Annotated in this window: 11 protein-coding genes; all 11 read right to left on the bottom strand. The window is 61.2% G+C overall.

What is annotated here, in order from left to right; all coding sequences use genetic code 11:
* Positions 1 to 5 precede the first annotated feature (5 nt).
* Entirely contained in the window at positions 6 to 1,586 is a 1,581-nt protein-coding gene (locus AC1DNC_RS14615; RefSeq protein ID WP_476863253.1) for an ATP-binding protein, read from the bottom strand.
* Complete coding sequence (locus AC1DNC_RS14610; RefSeq protein ID WP_476863252.1) at positions 1,586 to 2,080, bottom strand: EcoRII N-terminal effector-binding domain-containing protein; 495 nt, start codon at positions 2,078 to 2,080, stop codon at positions 1,586 to 1,588. The genes AC1DNC_RS14615 and AC1DNC_RS14610 overlap by 1 nt, the downstream gene beginning before the upstream one ends.
* Positions 2,077 to 3,963, bottom strand: coding sequence for a DEAD/DEAH box helicase (locus tag AC1DNC_RS14605; protein WP_476863251.1), 1,887 nt, complete (start codon positions 3,961 to 3,963; stop codon positions 2,077 to 2,079). The genes AC1DNC_RS14610 and AC1DNC_RS14605 overlap by 4 nt, the downstream gene beginning before the upstream one ends.
* 3 nt (positions 3,964 to 3,966) lie before the next feature.
* On the bottom strand, positions 3,967 to 5,217 hold the full coding sequence (gene dcm, locus AC1DNC_RS14600) for a DNA (cytosine-5-)-methyltransferase (RefSeq protein WP_476863250.1): 1,251 nt from the start codon (positions 5,215 to 5,217) through the stop codon (positions 3,967 to 3,969).
* Between the two features lie 98 nt (positions 5,218 to 5,315).
* Entirely contained in the window at positions 5,316 to 7,082 is a 1,767-nt protein-coding gene (locus AC1DNC_RS14595; RefSeq protein WP_476863249.1) for a hypothetical protein, read from the bottom strand.
* 193 nt (positions 7,083 to 7,275) lie between these two features.
* On the bottom strand, positions 7,276 to 7,965 hold the full coding sequence (locus AC1DNC_RS14590) for an 8-oxoguanine DNA glycosylase OGG fold protein (RefSeq protein ID WP_476863248.1): 690 nt from the start codon (positions 7,963 to 7,965) through the stop codon (positions 7,276 to 7,278).
* Positions 7,966 to 8,101: 136 nt separating this feature from the next.
* Entirely contained in the window at positions 8,102 to 11,254 is a 3,153-nt protein-coding gene (locus tag AC1DNC_RS14585) for a DEAD/DEAH box helicase (protein WP_476863247.1), read from the bottom strand.
* Positions 11,244 to 13,124 carry a phospholipase D family protein gene (locus tag AC1DNC_RS14580; protein ID WP_476863246.1) on the bottom strand — a complete coding sequence of 627 codons (1,881 nt, stop codon included), beginning with the start codon at positions 13,122 to 13,124 and terminating at the stop codon, positions 11,244 to 11,246. Before AC1DNC_RS14580 ends, AC1DNC_RS14585 begins: the two co-directional genes overlap by 11 nt.
* On the bottom strand, positions 13,117 to 14,325 hold the full coding sequence (locus tag AC1DNC_RS14575) for a DUF6361 family protein (protein ID WP_476863245.1): 1,209 nt from the start codon (positions 14,323 to 14,325) through the stop codon (positions 13,117 to 13,119). Before AC1DNC_RS14575 ends, AC1DNC_RS14580 begins: the two co-directional genes overlap by 8 nt.
* Positions 14,326 to 14,406: 81 nt before the next feature.
* Complete coding sequence (locus tag AC1DNC_RS14570) at positions 14,407 to 14,946, bottom strand: hypothetical protein (RefSeq protein WP_476863244.1); 540 nt, start codon at positions 14,944 to 14,946, stop codon at positions 14,407 to 14,409.
* Complete coding sequence (locus AC1DNC_RS14565) at positions 14,943 to 18,020, bottom strand: type I restriction endonuclease subunit R (RefSeq protein ID WP_476863243.1); 3,078 nt, start codon at positions 18,018 to 18,020, stop codon at positions 14,943 to 14,945. The genes AC1DNC_RS14570 and AC1DNC_RS14565 overlap by 4 nt, the downstream gene beginning before the upstream one ends.
* Positions 18,021 to 18,024: the final 4 nt, after the last annotated feature.

Raw genomic sequence — 18,024 nt, 5'->3', positions numbered from 1 at the left:
GAACCCTATTCCGCTTCCGGGGACGGGAGATCCTCCACGAGCTTCTTCAGCGCTCGGGATACGTCGTACCGGATGTCTTCGAAGATTTCCTTCGTTGAGTCTTGGGCAGAGCGGAACTCGGCGGAGGCCAGTGCCCATAGGAGTGAGTCAAGGGCCTGAATGGTATTTCCTGAGTCTTGGTTGGGTAGGTATACCTTCTCGTAGTATGGGTGGGACTTGCTAATTCTCACGCCCGGGTTGTCGCCGATATAGGCCGGCTGATAAAGAATTCCGTCCCGAAGCTCATCGACTGCTTCGACAAAAACACCTGACGTGGACTGAACAAAGTCCACCTTGACGACACCATGATCGTTACGGATTTCTGCCGTCCCGGAACTTTCATCAGTTGACTGCAGCGTTGCGTTGGGAATGGACTTTGACTTGTCTTTGATGGCCGCATTGGACGGAGCATGCAGTTCTGGGTCCGTCATTTCTTTGACGCGGGACCGCTGACCATCGCGATAGCGTGTCTCGGCTTCACGCCGGGGTGGTGTCAGGGCCTTGAACACCACATCGGCAAGGGCTGTGTCCAAAATGATTGTCGACTTCTTGATGTCAACTTGGAACGCAAGATCAAGTTCGTGGTCGAAGGAAAGCTCTGCCCGGCAGAGGGTGAAGTGCGGTTCTTGGGCCCACATGTTTAGCCAATCGGGCCCATGTATTAGACGGTTCTCCCGGTAGACATAGATTCCCTGTGTCTTGTTGCCCAAGCGAGCCAAGGCAGGCGCCCCGTCCCCGTGAGCGGCCTGGAGCTCAGTCTTTCTCGGCAGAACGAAAGCCTTGAGGTGCATCTTCGTGGTCTTATCCCCAAGATCCACCGGAATGGAAACGTCCAGGAGCTTGTCGGAGTCGAATCCAAAGGGGTCCCACGCCTCGATAGGAGTTTGATTTAGCGAAATTTCTACATTGCCAGCCCGAGTATCAGTTGGATCAAGAAATCGCTGAAAGACCATGGCCAAATGATCACGAAGGGAAGCTACGTGCCGCTTAATGGCGCCTTGGGCCCGGTCTCCGGCGGGATCTTTGTAGTCCCGAATCAGTCGATCGACCTTTTCCCAACGTACGACGGTTCCCGTTCCCGCGGTGTGCTTCTCCAGCAAGGCAGCATCAAGCGGATCGGCTTGCGAGTCGACTGACACCTGCCACCCCTGGCTCGGCACTAGATCCAAGTCCCAAATGGCCGTGGCTCCTGGCGAATCGGCCGATGCTTTTGAAGTCAGCTTGAGCCGCCGGGCGAAGGAGGTGGAGGCGGTCTTGAGCCCTAGCCCGAATTTGCCAAGGCTCGATGGATCGGGACGGCGGGCGGAGCCGTACTTAAGAGCATTAACGAGGCCGTTTCGGTCCATCCCAATCCCATTGTCAGTGACGCTGAAGCGCACATTCCCACGGGGGTCCAGTTTTAGTTCCACAGAGACGGAGTTGGCTCCCGCCGCAATTGAGTTATCGACGATGTCAGCGACGGCGGTGTTGAGTATGTAACCCGTGTCCCTCAGCGATTCCGTGATGCGTTCGGGATCGGGGGTGACTTCAAATAACTCAGCGGACACTAGCTCTTCCTCCTTGATACGGCACTCCATGTGCCGGAGAGTTTGATTGTTTCATAAAGGTGCGGCTGTTCTTGGGTTGCTCCAAGGGGCCGAGAGATCGAAGCGATATTTGGTAGCGCTTCATCGCTCGCGTGATCTATGTCGATCGTCCAACGCCCAGACAGAGTCCGGCAAAGGTGAAGGGTATCCCCGACAGCCGCTTCATGCCGCCTGAAATAGGGCGTCAGACCTGTCAGCCGATATTCGTTCCTGGTGGAACGACCGTGAAGTTTGCCATTGTAGTAAATGAAGTTCAACGGCCACTCATCTATACCCCCGACTTCTCTAAATAGAAGTTGTTGCCGTGGGTTATATAGCCCCGTGTCGAGGGCTGGAAAGAACGCAAGCGTTGCTGCCTGTCGTGGCACAGCAATGCCCGCCTGATGGGACCCTGTCGTACCTACGTCGTTAGGGGTGAGTACCTTACTGACAGCGGCGGTTATCGAAATCGTCACACTAAGCTCCCTAGTGGGCTCCTCGTAAGCATCTCTTCTAGTTCTCGGTTGCTGGGAAGCTCCTCGGCCGCTAACAACCCATGGGCTGAGAGAACTCTCTTATCCTCGACCCGTTCCAACATCAACTCCTCTACCGTGTCCTTGTAGTAGAGGGAGTAGACAAAGACTGGTTTTCCTTGCCCCCGTCTATAGGAGCGTGCGGACGCCTGGTCAATGGTTGCTGGATTCCATTCAGGGGTAAAATGGATGACGTAGTTAGCCGCTTGAATATTGATTCCGACTCCTGCGGCCTTCGGGTTGAGTACCAATATCGCGGGGCCAGCGAAACGCGTGAACTCATCGATAGTCGACTGTCGTTCACGGATCGGCACTCGGCCATCTAGGCGGGATACGAAGGCGGCTGCGAATCGGTTGCGAAGATCTGCCTGGATCTCATCAATGGTTGACGTAAATGAGGCGAAGAGGAGGACCTTGCAGTCGCGGCTGAACGCGTCCGTAATTATCTGCAGCGCCTGTTCGTACTTGGGGTTTCCTGAGGTAATGGGCGGATTCTCTCCGTCCAAACACCTCAAGGTCGAACAAACTTGCCGTAGGTACCCGATCCTGGCCAATGGGGCCACCGACTCATCCAGTCTGACGCGTTCGTACTCCATCGCAATCAAGTTGCTGACGTGAACTGGTACCGCTGAATCCGTCCGCTTCGGGAGGTCTTCGGCAACTTCGGTGACCCTTCTTCTGATAATCAGCGGAGCCACCCTTCGCCCCAGCTCGAGAGCAGCGTGAGCCTCGTCTGGATATTGGATTTTGAAGTCGTCAAGAGACGATAGGTGGTCTGGGGCGACGAGCGCCATGATAGACCAGAGGTCGGTCAGTGAGTTCTCGATTGGGGTGCCTGTTATGGCGATGATCGTCTTCGCGTCAAGCCGTCTCAGGACCATAGATCGCTGCGCTTGGGGATTCTTAACATTCTGCGCCTCGTCAACGCATATGGACGCCCATTTTATCGCTCGCATCATGAACTCATCCCGAATTATGAGGTCGAACGACGTCACGATGACATCAAAGCCTTTAAGCATCGCCGGGTCGCCAGTTCGATGGGGGCCCGTGTGCTCGTAGACACTCAGGTGGGGCGCAAAGCGGCTCAGTTCCCGGCACCAATTCGCAGTGGTGGACGATGGGGCTACAACAAGTGAAGGTGACCCGCCGTTCTTGGTCATCCATGAAATCAAGGCAATAGCCTGGATAGTTTTGCCTAGACCCATTTCGTCGGCCAGTAGGCACCCAAGTCCTTGGGCGGCCATCGATGTTAATTTCGACACGCCGATAGTCTGGTAGGGGTACAAGCTGGCATCCACTAGCTCCCCGGGAACGCTGCGGGTTTCGACCGGATTCGGCCGAATCTCAACCCCTGGGTGCTCAGCTCCGGAGTAATCGATGTCCAGTCCGCTGTGCCATAGAAGCCACAGTTCCTGCGCTTCACTAAGTTCCTGCCGTAGCTCAATTCCATGAGACTTGAGTTTCGCCGCCACCCGCGAGAAATGATCCTGATCGGTCGCGAACCATTGATTTCCGATGACCGTTTGGTCGGATCTGGGCCAGGAATCCACCCACGGCTTGCCCGCAGCATTGATTGCACGCAGGGCAACGCACGTTCGTCCGGAGTCTAACGAAAGAAGAACTGGCTGTATTTCGAGCAGGTCGGCTGCGAAGTCCAGATGCGGCAAATCGGCGGACGGTCTGTTGCACGCGACCCCGGTAACCTCCGAGGTCCCCTCGTACTCGGCCGACCAGACATCGATGCCTTTCACGGCGATCACTTCAGAGTCAGTCCTGAGCACCAACTCTCCGCCCGCCTCAGACGCCCATGTTCCCCCAGTAGTCATTGCCTACGACGCCTCCGCTAGTCCATTCTTCATCGCCAGAACGTCAAGATGGTGAACGATCTGGGTTGCCAGCGACTCTATTACAGGTACGACCACGGAGTTGCCGAATTGACGATAGGCCTGCGTGTCGCTAACCGGGATGCGGAACGTATCAGGGAAACCCATCAACCGAGCACATTCGCGGGGGGTGAGCCGCCTCGGATTCTGGTTGAGGCCCCGTGATACAAGAATCTCGGACCCGTCCTTGTGGTAGCGAGCGGAGAGGGTCCTTGTCGTGTTCTGGGGTTCAATCAGCCCGAAGCCAAACCCGTTGCCGGCAAGACGATGCTTCGCGGCGTACGCCTGAAGGTACGACCAAAGCTTGTCGCTGAGTACGTATCTATCTACAACCTCGCCACTTTCAGCGTCTAGGTAGGGAAGGTCTCCTTCCACCGGATTATGCGATGAATGAAGAATTTGACCCACTTGGCCGATTCTCTTGTCCGGCTTGACCAAGTCCCAGTTCCATTCGACCGGCGATTGGAACCCAACGATATAGATCCGTTCTCTGTGCTGTGGGACGAAACCCTTGGCATCAACCACCTTGTACTGGATTGAATAACCGAGGTCCTTCTCAAGAACCTCTTTGATGACTGCGAAAGTCCGGCCCTTGTCGTGGCTAATTAGATTCTTTACATTCTCAAGCAGAAATGCCTTAGGACGCTTTTTGTCAATTAGCTCCGCAACATTGAAGAACAACGTTCCCTGGGTCTTGTCGAGGAATCCGTGGTCTCGTCCAAGGGAGTTCTTCTTGGAGACGCCCGCCAAGGAGAAGGGCTGGCAGGGAAAGCCTGCTGCAAGAATATCGTGGTCGGGGATATGGGCCGCGTCGACGGTGTTTATGTCACCGAGAACCTGATGGTGTGAGTCGTGATTGGCCATGTATGTCTTGACGGCAAATTTGTCCCATTCGCTGGTGAAGACACATTCTGCACCCGCACGTTCCAGCCCGAGCCGGATGCCGCCGATTCCGGCAAAAAGGTCCACGAACCTGTAGTTGCCCGAGGAAGCAGGCACGTCCATGGGCCAAATTCCGTAAATGCTGTCAAGCGCTGGGGCGAGCAGGGGTGGGATGGTCGTCTCGTCCGAGATCCATCGCTCGACAGTCCTCGCCGAGTAGCCGAGCACCTGAGCGACCTCGCGGGTGCCATGCAATTTGGCGAGGGTGCTGAGTCTCTGGCGGGTAGTTGCGCTTGGTTGGGTCTGCATAGTCATCCATTCTGGGGCATCGTACTGACATTCTGTCGCAAGACGCTCCCAGCGCCACCCCAAGATGCCGTGATGCCCGTCTCGTTGACAGCTACGTTGGGTTGTCAGGAGCGGCTCAGCTCGGTCGCAGTCTTGTCCCTCAATATGGTGACTGTAGGCATGAACCCGATGTCACCAACCTCGTAGCCGCCGCGCGTGTGGGCACTTACCTGCACTGTCTTCGGGGCGGTCCACGAGGTGCCTGGTGCCCGCCGGTAGAACTCGCGGACTTCGTGGGCGCTTCTGCCCCCGTGATTGGAGAAGAATCCCTCCTGGAGACCGGCTGTGGCAAAGCCGTTCTCGATGACTACAGGAATCAGCCAATCGCTGTGAGGTTTGTAAGTGAGGGTGCGCCGTGGTGAGGAGGTACGACCGTCTAGGTAGTCCCGTCCTCGAGGTTCAGCGAGCAGTGGTGCGCTCCGGCGTATGTGGATGCCCTTCCGCAGTTTGAGGGCGGCCTCGGCCATGAACTGGGCGTCCTCGCGGTCCATCTCCGTCAGTTTCACGTGGCGTGACACCGTGATCAGCCGGCCGCGCAGGGGCACGTATTGACCGCGCTCCATTCCCCGGACCCAATCCGACAAAGCTCCGAACGTGACAACGGCGAGCTGGGTCCCGTTCTGCTCCACATGCCAGAAGACGAATCGACTCTTGCCGGCGTCTGTCAGTACACCGGTGTACATTGGCTGCAAATTTGCGAGGGCATTCTTCACCACAACCGTCGAAGTGATCAGTCTGTTCTTCCGAGCCGCGGACCGGAGTGTGTTGCTGACCTCGTGGTAAGCGAATAGGCCGAACTTTCCGTTGCAGACCAGACGAATCAGATTGCGGAGGGCTCGGTCCGTGATCTTTCGAGAGTCCGGTTCAGCGGACAATTTTTTGGCGTTACGCTCGTCCAACTCCAAGGCGGCGAGCAGGCTGTCGAAGAAGACGGGGTGATCCTTCGGGGCGAAGGCGCTAAGGGTCAGGTGCAGTTCTTCCAAAGCGGGGTTTCCGGGGCCGACGGACGTGGGTACCGGATCCGGGAGTGGTGCAGAGACCTTGACGCCGGCAGGCTCAAGCTTGGATTCGGGATCTATTTCTCGCCGGTGCCGGCGGGCGTCGAGTTGCCGTTTGATTTCTATTGCCACGGGGCTGGATACCGCAGTCGCCGGCCCTTTCGTCGGCTTCGTCTCGACAGTCGGACTAGTCGTCGGCAGAGGTTCGGAGCTAGAGAGCGAACCGGGAGAATTGCCATTCAATCGCCGCAAGGTGGCGGCCTCCCGCTCCCTCTGATTTCTAAGGACTTCGAGTCGCCGGTGGTGTCGGACTACCCCGGCCCAGGACCGGTTCGGAAACGATTTAAGCTCCTTCCGCACGGGTAGGTAACCCCACACGAGCAATTTTGCCGCGAATCGCGGTTCCAACCGGTCGTAGTCCTCTAGGGATATACGACCCTCGGGGTCGGGCACGTATGTGCTGGCGGTCAGTAGCGGTTTTGCCGCCCTTAGCGCCGCAAAACGCCGGAGGTGCTCGGCTTCTTCGGCATATAGTCGCGTGCGCCCAGGGGATGCATGCAGTCGGATCCCTGAACGGCGCGACTCTTCAATGAGTACTCTCGAGGGCAGCCCTGTCTCACTGACGACGTCGCTGAAGAGCACTGATGGTCGGGGAGCCGTGGGACGGAACTTGACGGGAGCAGCTTTCGGCTGCGCTATGCGCACTTGACGGGATTGCGCAGGCGGCGTGGCTAGTGTCGTCGGCGGCGCCACCCGTTCTTCGGTCGGCACCCCGAGTACGTCTTGCTTGAACTTCAGCAGCGCAGCCTGCTGCTCTTCGTCGAGTCCGCTCATTCGTCCCCCAAATGCGAAAATTCTGTTACCGGCAAAAAGGATATCCGGTGGCGCCGACATCTTAGACCAGTCATTATCGGGCGCGGTCGCCACCTTGATCACGTCGTTTCAATTCGCTGACCTCGCCGCCTCGGAGTGATCCGCTGCACGAGCAGGTTGCCTCGTTGGCGCAACGCGACAGGTCGCTGCGGGTTCAGCCCTTGAATACTGCCAGTTCGATTTGGTCTGAAGTTGTTTCATTTCCAGACCGGACTTGTGCCTCTTCCGCCCAGTTCTTCATGAGTAAGCAGTACGCGCCGTACGTACTTGGCCACCAAGCCGTCGATGGGGCACTCGGCCAAGCGGTCGCGCGGAGATTCCTCGCGACCACCGCGTCAAGAATTAGGTAGCTTGGCGCCTTGGTGGAGCCCTGCGCGAAGTAAAGGAATTTGGTGGAGAACGCGGGGCCCAACCACTTGATGCGCCCCCTTCCCTTGTCAGTGGTGAGAACGGAGTATCCCTTCTCTGCGTCTGCCTCGTTACGCGCCAATCCCCAAGCTTCCATGAGGAGATTTGCGGCCTTCCGCTCGTCCTCGGCAATGCCGTTTAGTCGGGCGTGAAGTCGAGGTGCGCGGGTGCCCAAGCCCCAAGCTAGGGAGTACCAGAGCAGCTGAAGAGCTGATTCGGGGGAAGGCTCTTGATCAGCGACGGAAAAAACGTCGGCACGGCTCAGCGGCACGATGCCGGATCCGTTCAATTTGCCGGTAGGTCCGGGGAGACCCCTAACCGAAAGCTCTTTCTTCCAGCGAGCGGTATCCACCGACACCGCATGGCTGAGAACTTTTGCCCGGCTGGGTAGCCGGCGATAGATATCCTCCGGTAGTGACGCATCTGGATTGATCAAGAATGGCTCCGAATTCTCTGGCATTCTGAAGTTACTCAGTGGTGTTTTGGGGGTTTCCCGCCCAAATGTAACCTTCTCACATCTCCGATTGGCGCAGTTTGGGACGCAACGTGGCTAACTAAACTTCCGCGTCGAACTAAGGTCGCAAATTCAGCGGCTTGATCTCAGTCCCTTCCTTGATCAGTCCCAGCAAGTCATCCTGCCGGGCCTGGCCCAGCGTGAGCCGGTACTTCGCGAGCCCCGCAAGCATGTGCTTCGTTCTGGGCACGTCGCGGCTGAGGGGGTGATCGAGCAGTCGCCGCTCGATCTTGTGCTTTCCCCGGTAGATCCAGTGCGGAGCGAACTCATTAGATTCGTTCTCTGTCAGTGCGGCGACCGAGTCTGCAGCCACCCTGAAAAGGGACTGCCACGGATCAGTGACGTCCGGCTTCAAGACGTCCCGACCGTGCCTGCACGCAACATTTTTCCGCACCGCGTGCCCCAGGTACCGGTGCACCCGCCCCTCGCGCTGTTCGAAATCAACAGGGTTTCCTGGCACGTTCCAGTGGATAACGGAGTGGGCCCACCAGTGGAAGTCGATGCCCTCCTGGCCCACCGATGTGGACCCAAGAACAAACGGCCAGAAGGGGCTGTTGAAGGCCCGGCGGACGTCGGGCATACGGTTGCTGTCGCCGTCGTCCGTCTTCGCGTTGCTGTAGCGCACGGCGAAGCGGCTGCCCATGCGGAGATCCTCGTGCGAACCGTCCGGATATTTTGCGAGCATCTGCGCCGGTTTAAGGGACAACGAGCGCCGGATGTCATCGGCCAGTGACCATAGCTGTTCTGCCGTGACCTCCCCGGGAGCCTGCTGGCTGCGAAGCTGGAAGACGTACTCGTCCAGCACAGCCTGGAGGTTTCCGGCTTCGCAGTAGCGCAGGACCTTCTGCCAGTAGTCACCTTCGGGGTAGAGCTTGTCCAGCAGCTCGGTGGCATCGAGCCGGTTGAACAGCGTGCGCAGGCCAGTCGCCGCTAACACGGCGGCCTTCCACAGCTCGGCGCCGTCAAAGTCGTCCGGAACCACACGCTTCAGGGCGCGGTAGAGGCAGTTGGCGGGGGAGTTGACGGCCAGGTCTTCAATACCGTCCTCCCAGCCCGCCGGCTCGCCGCCCACGGCCTCGAGCATCCGGTCAACGTGCGCCAAGTAGAGTCCAGCCTCCGAGCCACCTTCCTGCTCGGTGTCCCCATCGTCCGAGGCTTTGCCTTGGCGCTGGGTGAGTTCGTCCAGCTCCCGCAGCTCACGCGCCGCCAGCTGCGCGTCGTCGTTCCACTCTCCCGGCAGAGCGCCGGGCACCGAGAAATAGGACGCCCATGCACCGAGGCGACTGGCCGGATCAACGACGGCACCGCCAAGCATGGCCTTGGAGGCCGCTGCCGCAGCAGCCCGCACCGCGTCTCCGGACACGAGGGAACCGCTCATGGAGGCACTCTCCAGTGGGTCACCTGACAGTGCCAGGGCCGCGTGAGGAATGAACAACGCCAGCGTGGACATGGCCTGGGGTTCGCCGTCGCGGACGCGGAACCTAAGTCTGCCGCGGAAGCGCTTGCGCGCCTCGGCCGTGTTTTCACCATGCAGCGGCGATCCCTCGAGGATTTGCCGTTCGGCCTCGTAGGAGAGCATCGTGGTGATCGCCGTCGGGGCGGCGTTCCACGCCGAGAAGACCAGCTGCTTGGTGACGGCCGGACCCACCTCCGCGAACGCGCCGGAGGGGGGCATGTACGGGAGCGACGGCGGCATCCACAGCAGCTTCCACCAGCCCTGGCCGACGGTGTGTTCGCGCACGGCCCGGAATTTGGCGTTGTCGGTCTCCACGGCACCGTAGCTGCGATAGGCCTCCGGATTGATGGTGGTGAGGGCCGGCAGTACCGGGTCCACGGCTTCGCGGTCGCAGTGGATCCTGCCGTCCAGCATCCTGCCAACCTTGTAGTCGGTGAGGAAGTGCGCGAACATCGGCACGGATTTCCAGTACTCCATCGGGTTGCCGGTGCGCGCAGCCCGGAACAAGGCAGAGAGGGATTTGTAGCTGGTGAGGTCCCCGGCCCGGACGTCCGTCGGTGCCATCTCGATCACGGACAGCATGTCGTCTTTGCCCAGCTGGGGCCGCTCCGTGCGGCTCATGAAGAGCTTCAGGCCGTCCTCGATGCGGTGCGTCAGGGCATCGTCCGGGACCTGCTTTAGCAGCTGGGTCCGCCGGCCGTCGAGGTCGGATTCAAGTCCTTCCATGTAGCCCGGCCGTTCGCTGCTCAGGAAACGCAGCAGCTGCCGGAAGTCCGCGGCGTGGTCGTCGCCGTCTTCCTCGTTCGCTCCGGTGTGCGCCTTGTACGGCGTGGCCGAGAGCAGGATCAGTTTGGCGTCCTTGTAGTTCAGGAACTGCCGGGCCAGCTCTGCCGCGGAATCCTCGTCGTCGGGCGCGGTGCCGGGGGAGTAGAGCAGATCGCGGAAGCGCTGGAACTCATCCAGGATGATCAGGTCGGGTTCCAGGCAATCGAGCCCGGCCTGGGCCAGGTCTCCTCGGAGTCCGCCGATGATGGAGCTCATGCGCGGCCGGACGGTCTCGGCCCCGTCACGCGTCGCCTCGCGCAGGGCTTTGCGGAACGCCGGGAGGTTGCCGCTTTGGTGCGCCAGGGTGCGGAAGCGGTTCCGCACGGGGACCGAGAAACCGTCGGGGAACTGCTCGTGCATGTACTGGACCAGACGGCCGAAGTTCTGCGTGCCCGAGCCCGCGCGCAGGAGCTCCACGGCGTCGTCGTGCTCTTCTTCGCCGATGACGCCAAGCTGCGTGATGATGCGGAAGAGCACCGCCCGTTCCTTGGCCCGACCGGTGGCGCCGCCGACGTTGAAGGACGTTCCAGGGGTCAGCGAGATGAAGTTGACGCGCTTGCGTGTTCCCTTCGCGGCCGGAGCGTTGAGCTTGGCCAGTTCGGTGGGCAGCAGTGTGAGCCGGCCGGACTCGATGATGTCCTTCTGCCCGGTGACGTTCAGCCGGCTGAGGTTCTGCTTGGCCAGGTCAGCGTTGGAGCAGACGTAGACGACGTCGATGCGGTTCACCCCGGAGTCGGGCCGGTCGAGCAGTTCGATGGCCTTGGCAATGACGCCACGGGCCACCATGCTCTTGCCTAGCCCGGTCTCGTCCGCGACGAGGAAGCGGTCCGCCGGCTGGTCGTCCAGGTAGAGGCGCTTGAAGACGTGTTCCACTGTGCGGCGCTGAAAGCCTCGCAGTCCGTCCAGCGCGGGCTTTGCATCAAACCCCATGAAGTTCCCCAATTTCCAATGCTTCGGTGACTGCCGTCCAGAGCGCGTGCAGCTGTTGAATCTCCGGGTCATCGCCGCGAAGGGCGAGCAGCCGGTCCATGACGACCTTCAGATCCGGGAAGACCGAGCCGGCGTCCGGACCTGCCATGGCGCCAACCATCGCTTCGAAGAGCCCGGCGGTGGATCCGTCGCCGAACCCTGAACCGGCGAACCATCCCGTGCCAGTCCCCGACCCCGGCAGGGCATCTTCCGGGGTAAGGAACAACAGCAGGAACTGCCGAAGCTTCTGGGGATCGTCCAGCTGGCGGGCGACGATCTCATCCAGCCGTCCCGCAGGATCGGTGAGCAGACTGCCCTGAATCACCGTGCTCTTGGACAGCCCGGCCGCCGGGTCCCCCAGCGTGAGAACCAGGTACGGCGTCACGTCAGCCAGCGGTATGGCGTGGAAAACGTGTGCGTGCTGACCGCCGGGAGGTTCGACGACGGCGCTCGGCTGGGGGAGAGAGAGGAGCCGCAGCGTCGCGGTGAACTCGGGCTTCGGCGACCAGTCATGCGAGACGGTCACGGCGAAGTTGTTCGTGGCGTCGCCCTCGGGGACGGCGTCGAGGAGGAACCGCTGCGCGGCGGCGTCCCGCAGGGCGTTCTCCAGCCGGAAGGCCGCCACGTCTTCTTCGGAGCGGGCTGAGCCGCCCGTGCCTGAGTACACCTCGAACGGGACGTCCTTTAGGCTTTCCAGGATGCGCTGCACGCCTAATCGCTTCTTGGTTCCCCGCATTTCCAGCAGGAACTCCACGTTCCTGGTGAAGCCCGCCTCGGTGGCGTTGGCGGAGCCAAGAAGCGCGTAAGTATGGTGGTCAAAGTCGCAGAAGTAGGCCTTGGCGTGCAGGCCGGTGAGATCGTCGGCAACGCGCTGGAGGCCGGACTCGTCTACATCGCTCTGGCCTGACGCTGACGATTCGGGGATGCCGAGTTCGTCGAAAGCCCTGAACGACGTTGCCGAATCACCCACGGTTGACTCGTTGAGGAGATCCAGCTGGTCCCCGCGTGAGTAGACGTAGAGGTTATCTGTCCACGGGTCCCGCAGCCGGCCGAGCATCGTGTCGTCGAGGAAGGGCGAGATGACCAGCTTCTCTCGGCCAAAGTGGGCTCCGGTCCCGGTTTTGCCGTTGAGTGCTTTGAAGTCTTCCGGGTCGCGGAGGTGCGCCACGATTGAGCCCTGTTCGAAGTCTTCGCCCATGCCCATCGGCCGGAATGCCAAACGGTGGATATCCTCGGGCAGATCCCAGCGGACGTCCCCCAGGCGGGACGCGAGCCCGCGTACCCTGGCGAGCCTCCCGGCGTCGGGCGTCACGGTGCAGAGGTCGGGGAGCCCGGCGATGAAGCGTGCCAGGGGCCCGCTGTCCGGCCCGGCATCCTCGGTGTCCTGAACGGGTTCGCCGTCCAGTCGGACTAGGAGGTCCCAGCTGGCGTCGGTGGTGAGGTTGCGACTGCTGCACAGGAAGCGGTAGCGGCGCTCGGTGTCGTTCTCGAATTCAAGGAGCCAGATCTTCGGGTGGAAGAGACCGCGCCGGACGCTGACCTGGTGGACCATCGGCTCCAGCAGTGCGAGCAGGTCCGAGGCGTCCGAGGGTGCCTTGATGTGGCCGGCTTGGCAGAAGATGTCTACGCGGTCGGAGACTTTGCGCAGGGCGCTGAGCACCGCCACCGGGCTGGTGAATTCTTCTCCGGAGCCCGCGACGAAGCTCAGCGGCACCGAAAGGGCGCTGGTCATGTCCAGGGTGAAGGTGGTGCCCACGGCGTGGGAGAGCCGGAATCCTGCCGGCGGGCGCAGTTGCTGGGCGAGTGCCTGCCTGTTTGCTGCCTCAAGCATTCGACTGCCCTTCCAGTGCGAGTCCTGCGCGGATGTCCAGGACGTTCCGGCGGACCTGCGTCCAGCGGAAGGTCAGAGCGCCCACCCGGGCCGGCGGCTGCCAAGCGCGGAGCCGGCGTTCATTGCGGAACCGCGAGTTGGACTTCTTCATGAGCTTCTCCCGGGTTTCGACGGCGGCACGGAAGTCCTGGTTGTCGATCAGTTTTCCGGGGCTTGTGGCTGTCTCGGCCATCTGCCGGGCAAAGCCGGCGGTGTTGCTGTTGATGCCGCGGTTCAGTGCCGTGGCGCGGGCGATGAAACCGTCGACGTCCCATTCGCTGAGGAGCTCGCGTTTACTGTCCCGCTGGTCTTCCCACGCTGCGAGGAGCTCGTGTGTGGGCTTCAGGGTATCCGCGCCGGCGGAGAAGACCTTTGCCGAGAGTTCCGCGAGCAGGTGCTGGTAGAGGATGGTGGCGCCGTTGTGGATGAAGGAGAACGCCTCTGCGTCCGTGAGCCACCGCGCGGGCTCGCCTTCCGCGCCGCGGCACGCCGGGTCAAGCCATGGTGCCCAAAGTCCCGGGGTAGGACTGACCTCGGATCCGACGACGTGGGCCAGCATGGTGCCGGGACAGGTGGTCAGGATGCGTTCCTGCAGCCAGCGGGCTTCGTTGTGGGACAGCTTCAGTCCGCGATCTTCGGCCTGCGGGAAGCCGGCCGGCGGTTTGGGGAGGGTCTGGTTCCAGACCGAGTAGCTGTTTTCGCCGTCTTCAGGGGCGGGGGCGTCGGCGCACATGAGCTGGGCGACAGCGGAGCGGTCGGTGTCCTGGCTGACGATGCCGTAGGTGCGCAGAGCGGTCCAGTAGGCGGCGGATGGCAGCAGCTGGACGTTCCGGCCTGCGTCGCGGCCGATGTAGCTTTCCTCGCCGATTTCTTTGAGCCGGCCGATCAGCTGCCGCTCTGATTCCTCGGACCGTTTCCGCAGGTCATCCGGGTTTCGGGTGCTGCGGTGGGCGGTTTGGTAGGCCCACGGGACGAGGAGCATGTAGCGCGCGCCCAAATGCAGCACGGAAGTGCCCGGAAACAGACTGTTGCTGATGGCGTCGCGGAGCTGGCCCATGCCGAGGTCATCGGTGGTTTCCGGCGTGCCGAAGAGCTTCACGAGCTCGCGCATCTTCGAGTTTTCCTCGGTGGACGCGTCGAGCCAGGAGATGAGGGAGGTCATGTTGGTGAGGAGCTCGCTTCTATCGGCCGGCCGACGGGAGGGATTATGGTTGATTCTTCGGTCAGTGCAACGTCGGCGAACCTATGACCGTGCAGCGTCGTATTCTTGCGCGGCGGCCACCGGCCGCCTTGCTGCTTGCTTCCGACCTTCATTTCCAATGCCAGTCCACCATTTCCGGAACCAGTTCATCGACAACGGATCCTCGTTTCCGTTGTCGATGAAGTCCCGCAGCGCAGGCAGCTCGCCCTGTTCCATGGCGTTTAGAGCTTCTTTGTAGGCCGGGCGGGCGCACTGACTCTTCATGCCGTCTACCCATATACCCCAAGTTTTCGTGGAGATGAAGCCGTTCCGTCGCAGATCTAGTTCATCCTCGCAGAGTTGAAGATAGGCCGAGACACGAGACCTGTCGCTGTCCACGAGGTCGTCGATGGAAGAGGCCGTCCAGGGATTACCCTCGAAACGATCCATCAGGTTCCAATAGCGCTGAACATAGAGGTTTTCGAAGTCTCGATGCTTCGCCGTGCGGCCCTGGGTCAATTGCAGCAGAGCGAGGAAGACTGCCAATGCGGTTACCATCGTCGCGAGTTGGGCGCCGATCTCCACCCATTCCCACCCGCTCATGACTGCATGTCCTCATAAACCAGCTCGCTCAGCATCTTGAGCAGAGCCTGCATCTTTGTTTTGTCGCCCAATGCTTGGATGCTGAGGTTGCGGTGGCTTTCCATCGAGTTAATGACAGCTGTGCTCACCGCACCATGGAGTTCTGGACTCGCATTGAAATGGCTACGTGTGTTGTTCTTTGCCTGCTTCTGCAGCGTCTCGTTCTTCACAAGCTCGCGACGCACGCCCTCCACAAAGTGCGCCACCGCGTCCAGTTCCTCGCCTTCGAACGGCAGGTTGGCCTGCTGGATGATCTCTTCCCACGTGGCCAGGACCGGATCCTTGGCTTGGCCGGTTCCCGGATCCGTCAACGGCTTCAGCAGCGCATCATCGCCCGAAAGCTGCAGCTGGGCGTGGCCCTTGTCCTTGAGCGCGTACTTGGCCAGCACTACTCCGGAGAGATCCAGGGCCACTTTCGCGTCGTTGACGCGGAGAACCGGCAGGAGGTGCTTGTAGTAGATCGAGCGCTTCTCCAGATCGGTGTCGGCGAAGTCGACGATCTGGGAGAGGAAGTCGTAGGCGCGGACAAACGATCCGAGGTCCTTCCGGAACAGGTCCAGCTCGTCCTGGGCGGCCTTGTCGCCCTCAGCCGCGGCGGCGTTGTACCGGGTGTTGAAGCGGGACTTGGCCGGGGCCACCCAGCCGGAGAGCGCGTTGTTGCCGGCCTCCAGGACGTAAGACTTCACCAGCCCGTCTACCTCGGACTCGAGGTAGATCTGGGCGGCGTCGAGCTTGGCCTGAAGGTCATGCACGACGTTGGGATCGGAGACGCCTTCGAGCGCGGCCTCGCGGAAGTACGGCTGGAAGGAGGCGAGGATCTCGGCCGGGTCGTTGACGAAGTCCAGCACGAACGTCTGATCCTTGCCGACGGCGGTGCGGTTCAGGCGGGAGAGCGTCTGTACGGCGGAGACGCCGGAGAGCTTCTTGTCCACGTACATCGCGACGAGCAGCGGCTGGTCGAAGCCCGTCTGGAACTTGTTGGCCACCAGCATGATCTTGTACTCGTCCGTGGAGAACGCCTCCGGCAGCGTGCGGCCCTTGAGCCCGGGGTTCATGTTGAGCTCCGTGAACGCCTCTGGGCCGGACTCGTCGTCGTTCACTTCGCCGGAGAAGGCGACCATGGTGCCCAAGCCGGAGTAGCCGGCGTCGTGGATGTACTTGTCGATCGCGAGCTTGTACCGCACAGCTTCCTTGCGGGAGCCGGTGACCACCATGGCTTTGGCCTTGCCGTCGAGGCGCCAGGCCACGTTGGCGCGGAAGTGCTCCACGATCACCTGGACCTTCTGGCTGATGTTGTACGGGTGCAGCTTCACCCAGTTCATCAGCGACTTCAGAGCCTCGGACTTGTCCACCTGGGCATCGTCCGAGTCGTAGTCCCGGCCCTCGTGCGTGAGCCGGTAGGCCACCTTGTAGCTGGTGTAATTCTGCAGCACGTCAAGGATGAAGCGCTCCTCGATGGCCTGCTGCATGGAGTACAGGTGGAACGGCTGCGGCAGCCCGTCCAGACCCTTGCGGCCGAACAGCTCCAGGGTCTTGGCCTTGGGCGTGGCGGTGAAGGCGAAGTAGCTGATGTTCTTGGCATCGGCACGCTCGGCCATTTCGGCCGCCAGATAGCTTTCGACGTCGAACTCGCCGCCGTCGTTGACGTCCGCCAGTTCCTCCGCGGAGAGCACCTTCTTCAGCTTGTTCGCGGTGGACCCGGTCTGGGAGGAGTGCGCCTCGTCCGCGATGATCGCGAAGTTCCGGCCCTTCAGCGCCTGGGATTCGGCGATGGCCTTCAGTGCGAAAGGGAAGGTTTGGATGGTGACGATGATGATCGGCGTCCGTGCCGCCAGCGCAGTGGTGAGTTCGGCGGACTTGGAGCCGGCGTTGCCGCGGATGGGAACGACGACGCCGGACTTGTGCTCGATCTGGTAGATCGCGTCCTGCAGCTGGGCGTCCAGCACGGTCCGGTCGGTCACCACGATCACGGAGTCGAAGATCTTCTCGTTGCCGGCGTCGTGCAGGGAGCTGAGCTGGTGAGCGGTCCAGGCAATCGAGTTAGTCTTGCCCGACCCGGCGGAGTGCTGCACCAGGTAGCGGTGGCCTGGGCCCTCTTCGCGGGCGGTCTCGATGAGCTGGTTGACCACGTCCCACTGGTGGTAGCGCGGGAACAGCAACGACTTGCGGACCTCACGCTCGCCGGTGACGGGGTTGGTCTTGTCGCTGATCTGCAGGTGCAGGAACTTGCCGATGATGTTCAGCCATGAGTCGCGCTGCAGGACCTGTTCCCAGAGGTAGCTGGTGGCCGATCCCTTGGGGTTGACCGGGTTTCCGGCGTGGCCGTTGTCGCCGAGGTTGAAGGGAAGGAAGTAAGTGTCCTTGCCCTTGAGCTCGGTCGTCATCTGGATTTCGTCGTTGCTGACCGCGAAGTGCACCAGGGCGCGGCGGCCGAAGGACAGCAGCGGCTCGTCCTTGTTCTTGCCGTTGCGGGGCAGCCGGTCCTTGCGGTACTGCTCGACGGCGTCATTGACGTTCTGCGTAAAGTCGGTCTTGAGCTCGATGGTCGCGACCGGCAGGCCGTTGACGAACAGGACCAAGTCGATGCTCTTCATGGTGTCGACCGTGGAGTAGTGCACCTGCCGGATCACGCGCAGTCGCACTTTGCCGTAACGCTCAAGCGTTTCCGGGTTCAGGCCCATGGCCGGTTTGAACTGGCACATCTCAAACTTCGCCGCGACGTCCTTGAACCCCGTGCGGAGGACCGAGAGCATGCCGGCTTCCTTGGCCGCCGGCTTGTCCAGGACCTTGCAGAGGCGGTCCAGCAGGAGCCTATTGGCGACCACCTGCTCGGCGGGGGAATCCGTGGGCTTCAGGACCTTCGCCAGCTCTTCGGGCTGGGTGTCAGCGAGCCACGCGAAGACATCCTCCGGGATAAGGGCCCGGGTTGCGTCGTAGAGCTCGCTCGCCTTGCGGTCAGGTTCATAGATCCAGCCCTCGGCCGCGAGGGCTTGGCAGATCTCTTCCTCGAACGTCACTTCATTGTGCTGCGCCATATGG

It is taken from the genome of Arthrobacter sp. 01N442, assembly GCF_056399345.1.
Note: the sequence above shows the minus strand (reverse complement) of the source record. Positions and strands in the feature narration are given on the sequence as shown.

Bases quoted from the DNA above. Each gene is read 5' to 3' on its own strand.
- AC1DNC_RS14605 (WP_476863251.1), bottom strand. From the start codon at position 3,963: ATGACTACTGGGGGAACATGGGCGTCTGAGGCGGGCGGAGAGTTGGTG.
- dcm (WP_476863250.1), bottom strand. From the start codon at position 5,217: ATGACTATGCAGACCCAACCAAGCGCAACTACCCGCCAGAGACTCAGC.
- AC1DNC_RS14595 (WP_476863249.1), bottom strand. From the start codon at position 7,082: ATGAGCGGACTCGACGAAGAGCAGCAGGCTGCGCTGCTGAAGTTCAAG.
- AC1DNC_RS14585 (WP_476863247.1), bottom strand. From the start codon at position 11,254: ATGGGGTTTGATGCAAAGCCCGCGCTGGACGGACTGCGAGGCTTTCAG.
- AC1DNC_RS14580 (WP_476863246.1), bottom strand. From the start codon at position 13,124: ATGCTTGAGGCAGCAAACAGGCAGGCACTCGCCCAGCAACTGCGCCCG.
- AC1DNC_RS14575 (WP_476863245.1), bottom strand. From the start codon at position 14,325: ATGACCTCCCTCATCTCCTGGCTCGACGCGTCCACCGAGGAAAACTCG.
- AC1DNC_RS14570 (WP_476863244.1), bottom strand. From the start codon at position 14,946: ATGAGCGGGTGGGAATGGGTGGAGATCGGCGCCCAACTCGCGACGATG.
- AC1DNC_RS14565 (WP_476863243.1), bottom strand. From the start codon at position 18,020: ATGGCGCAGCACAATGAAGTGACGTTCGAGGAAGAGATCTGCCAAGCC.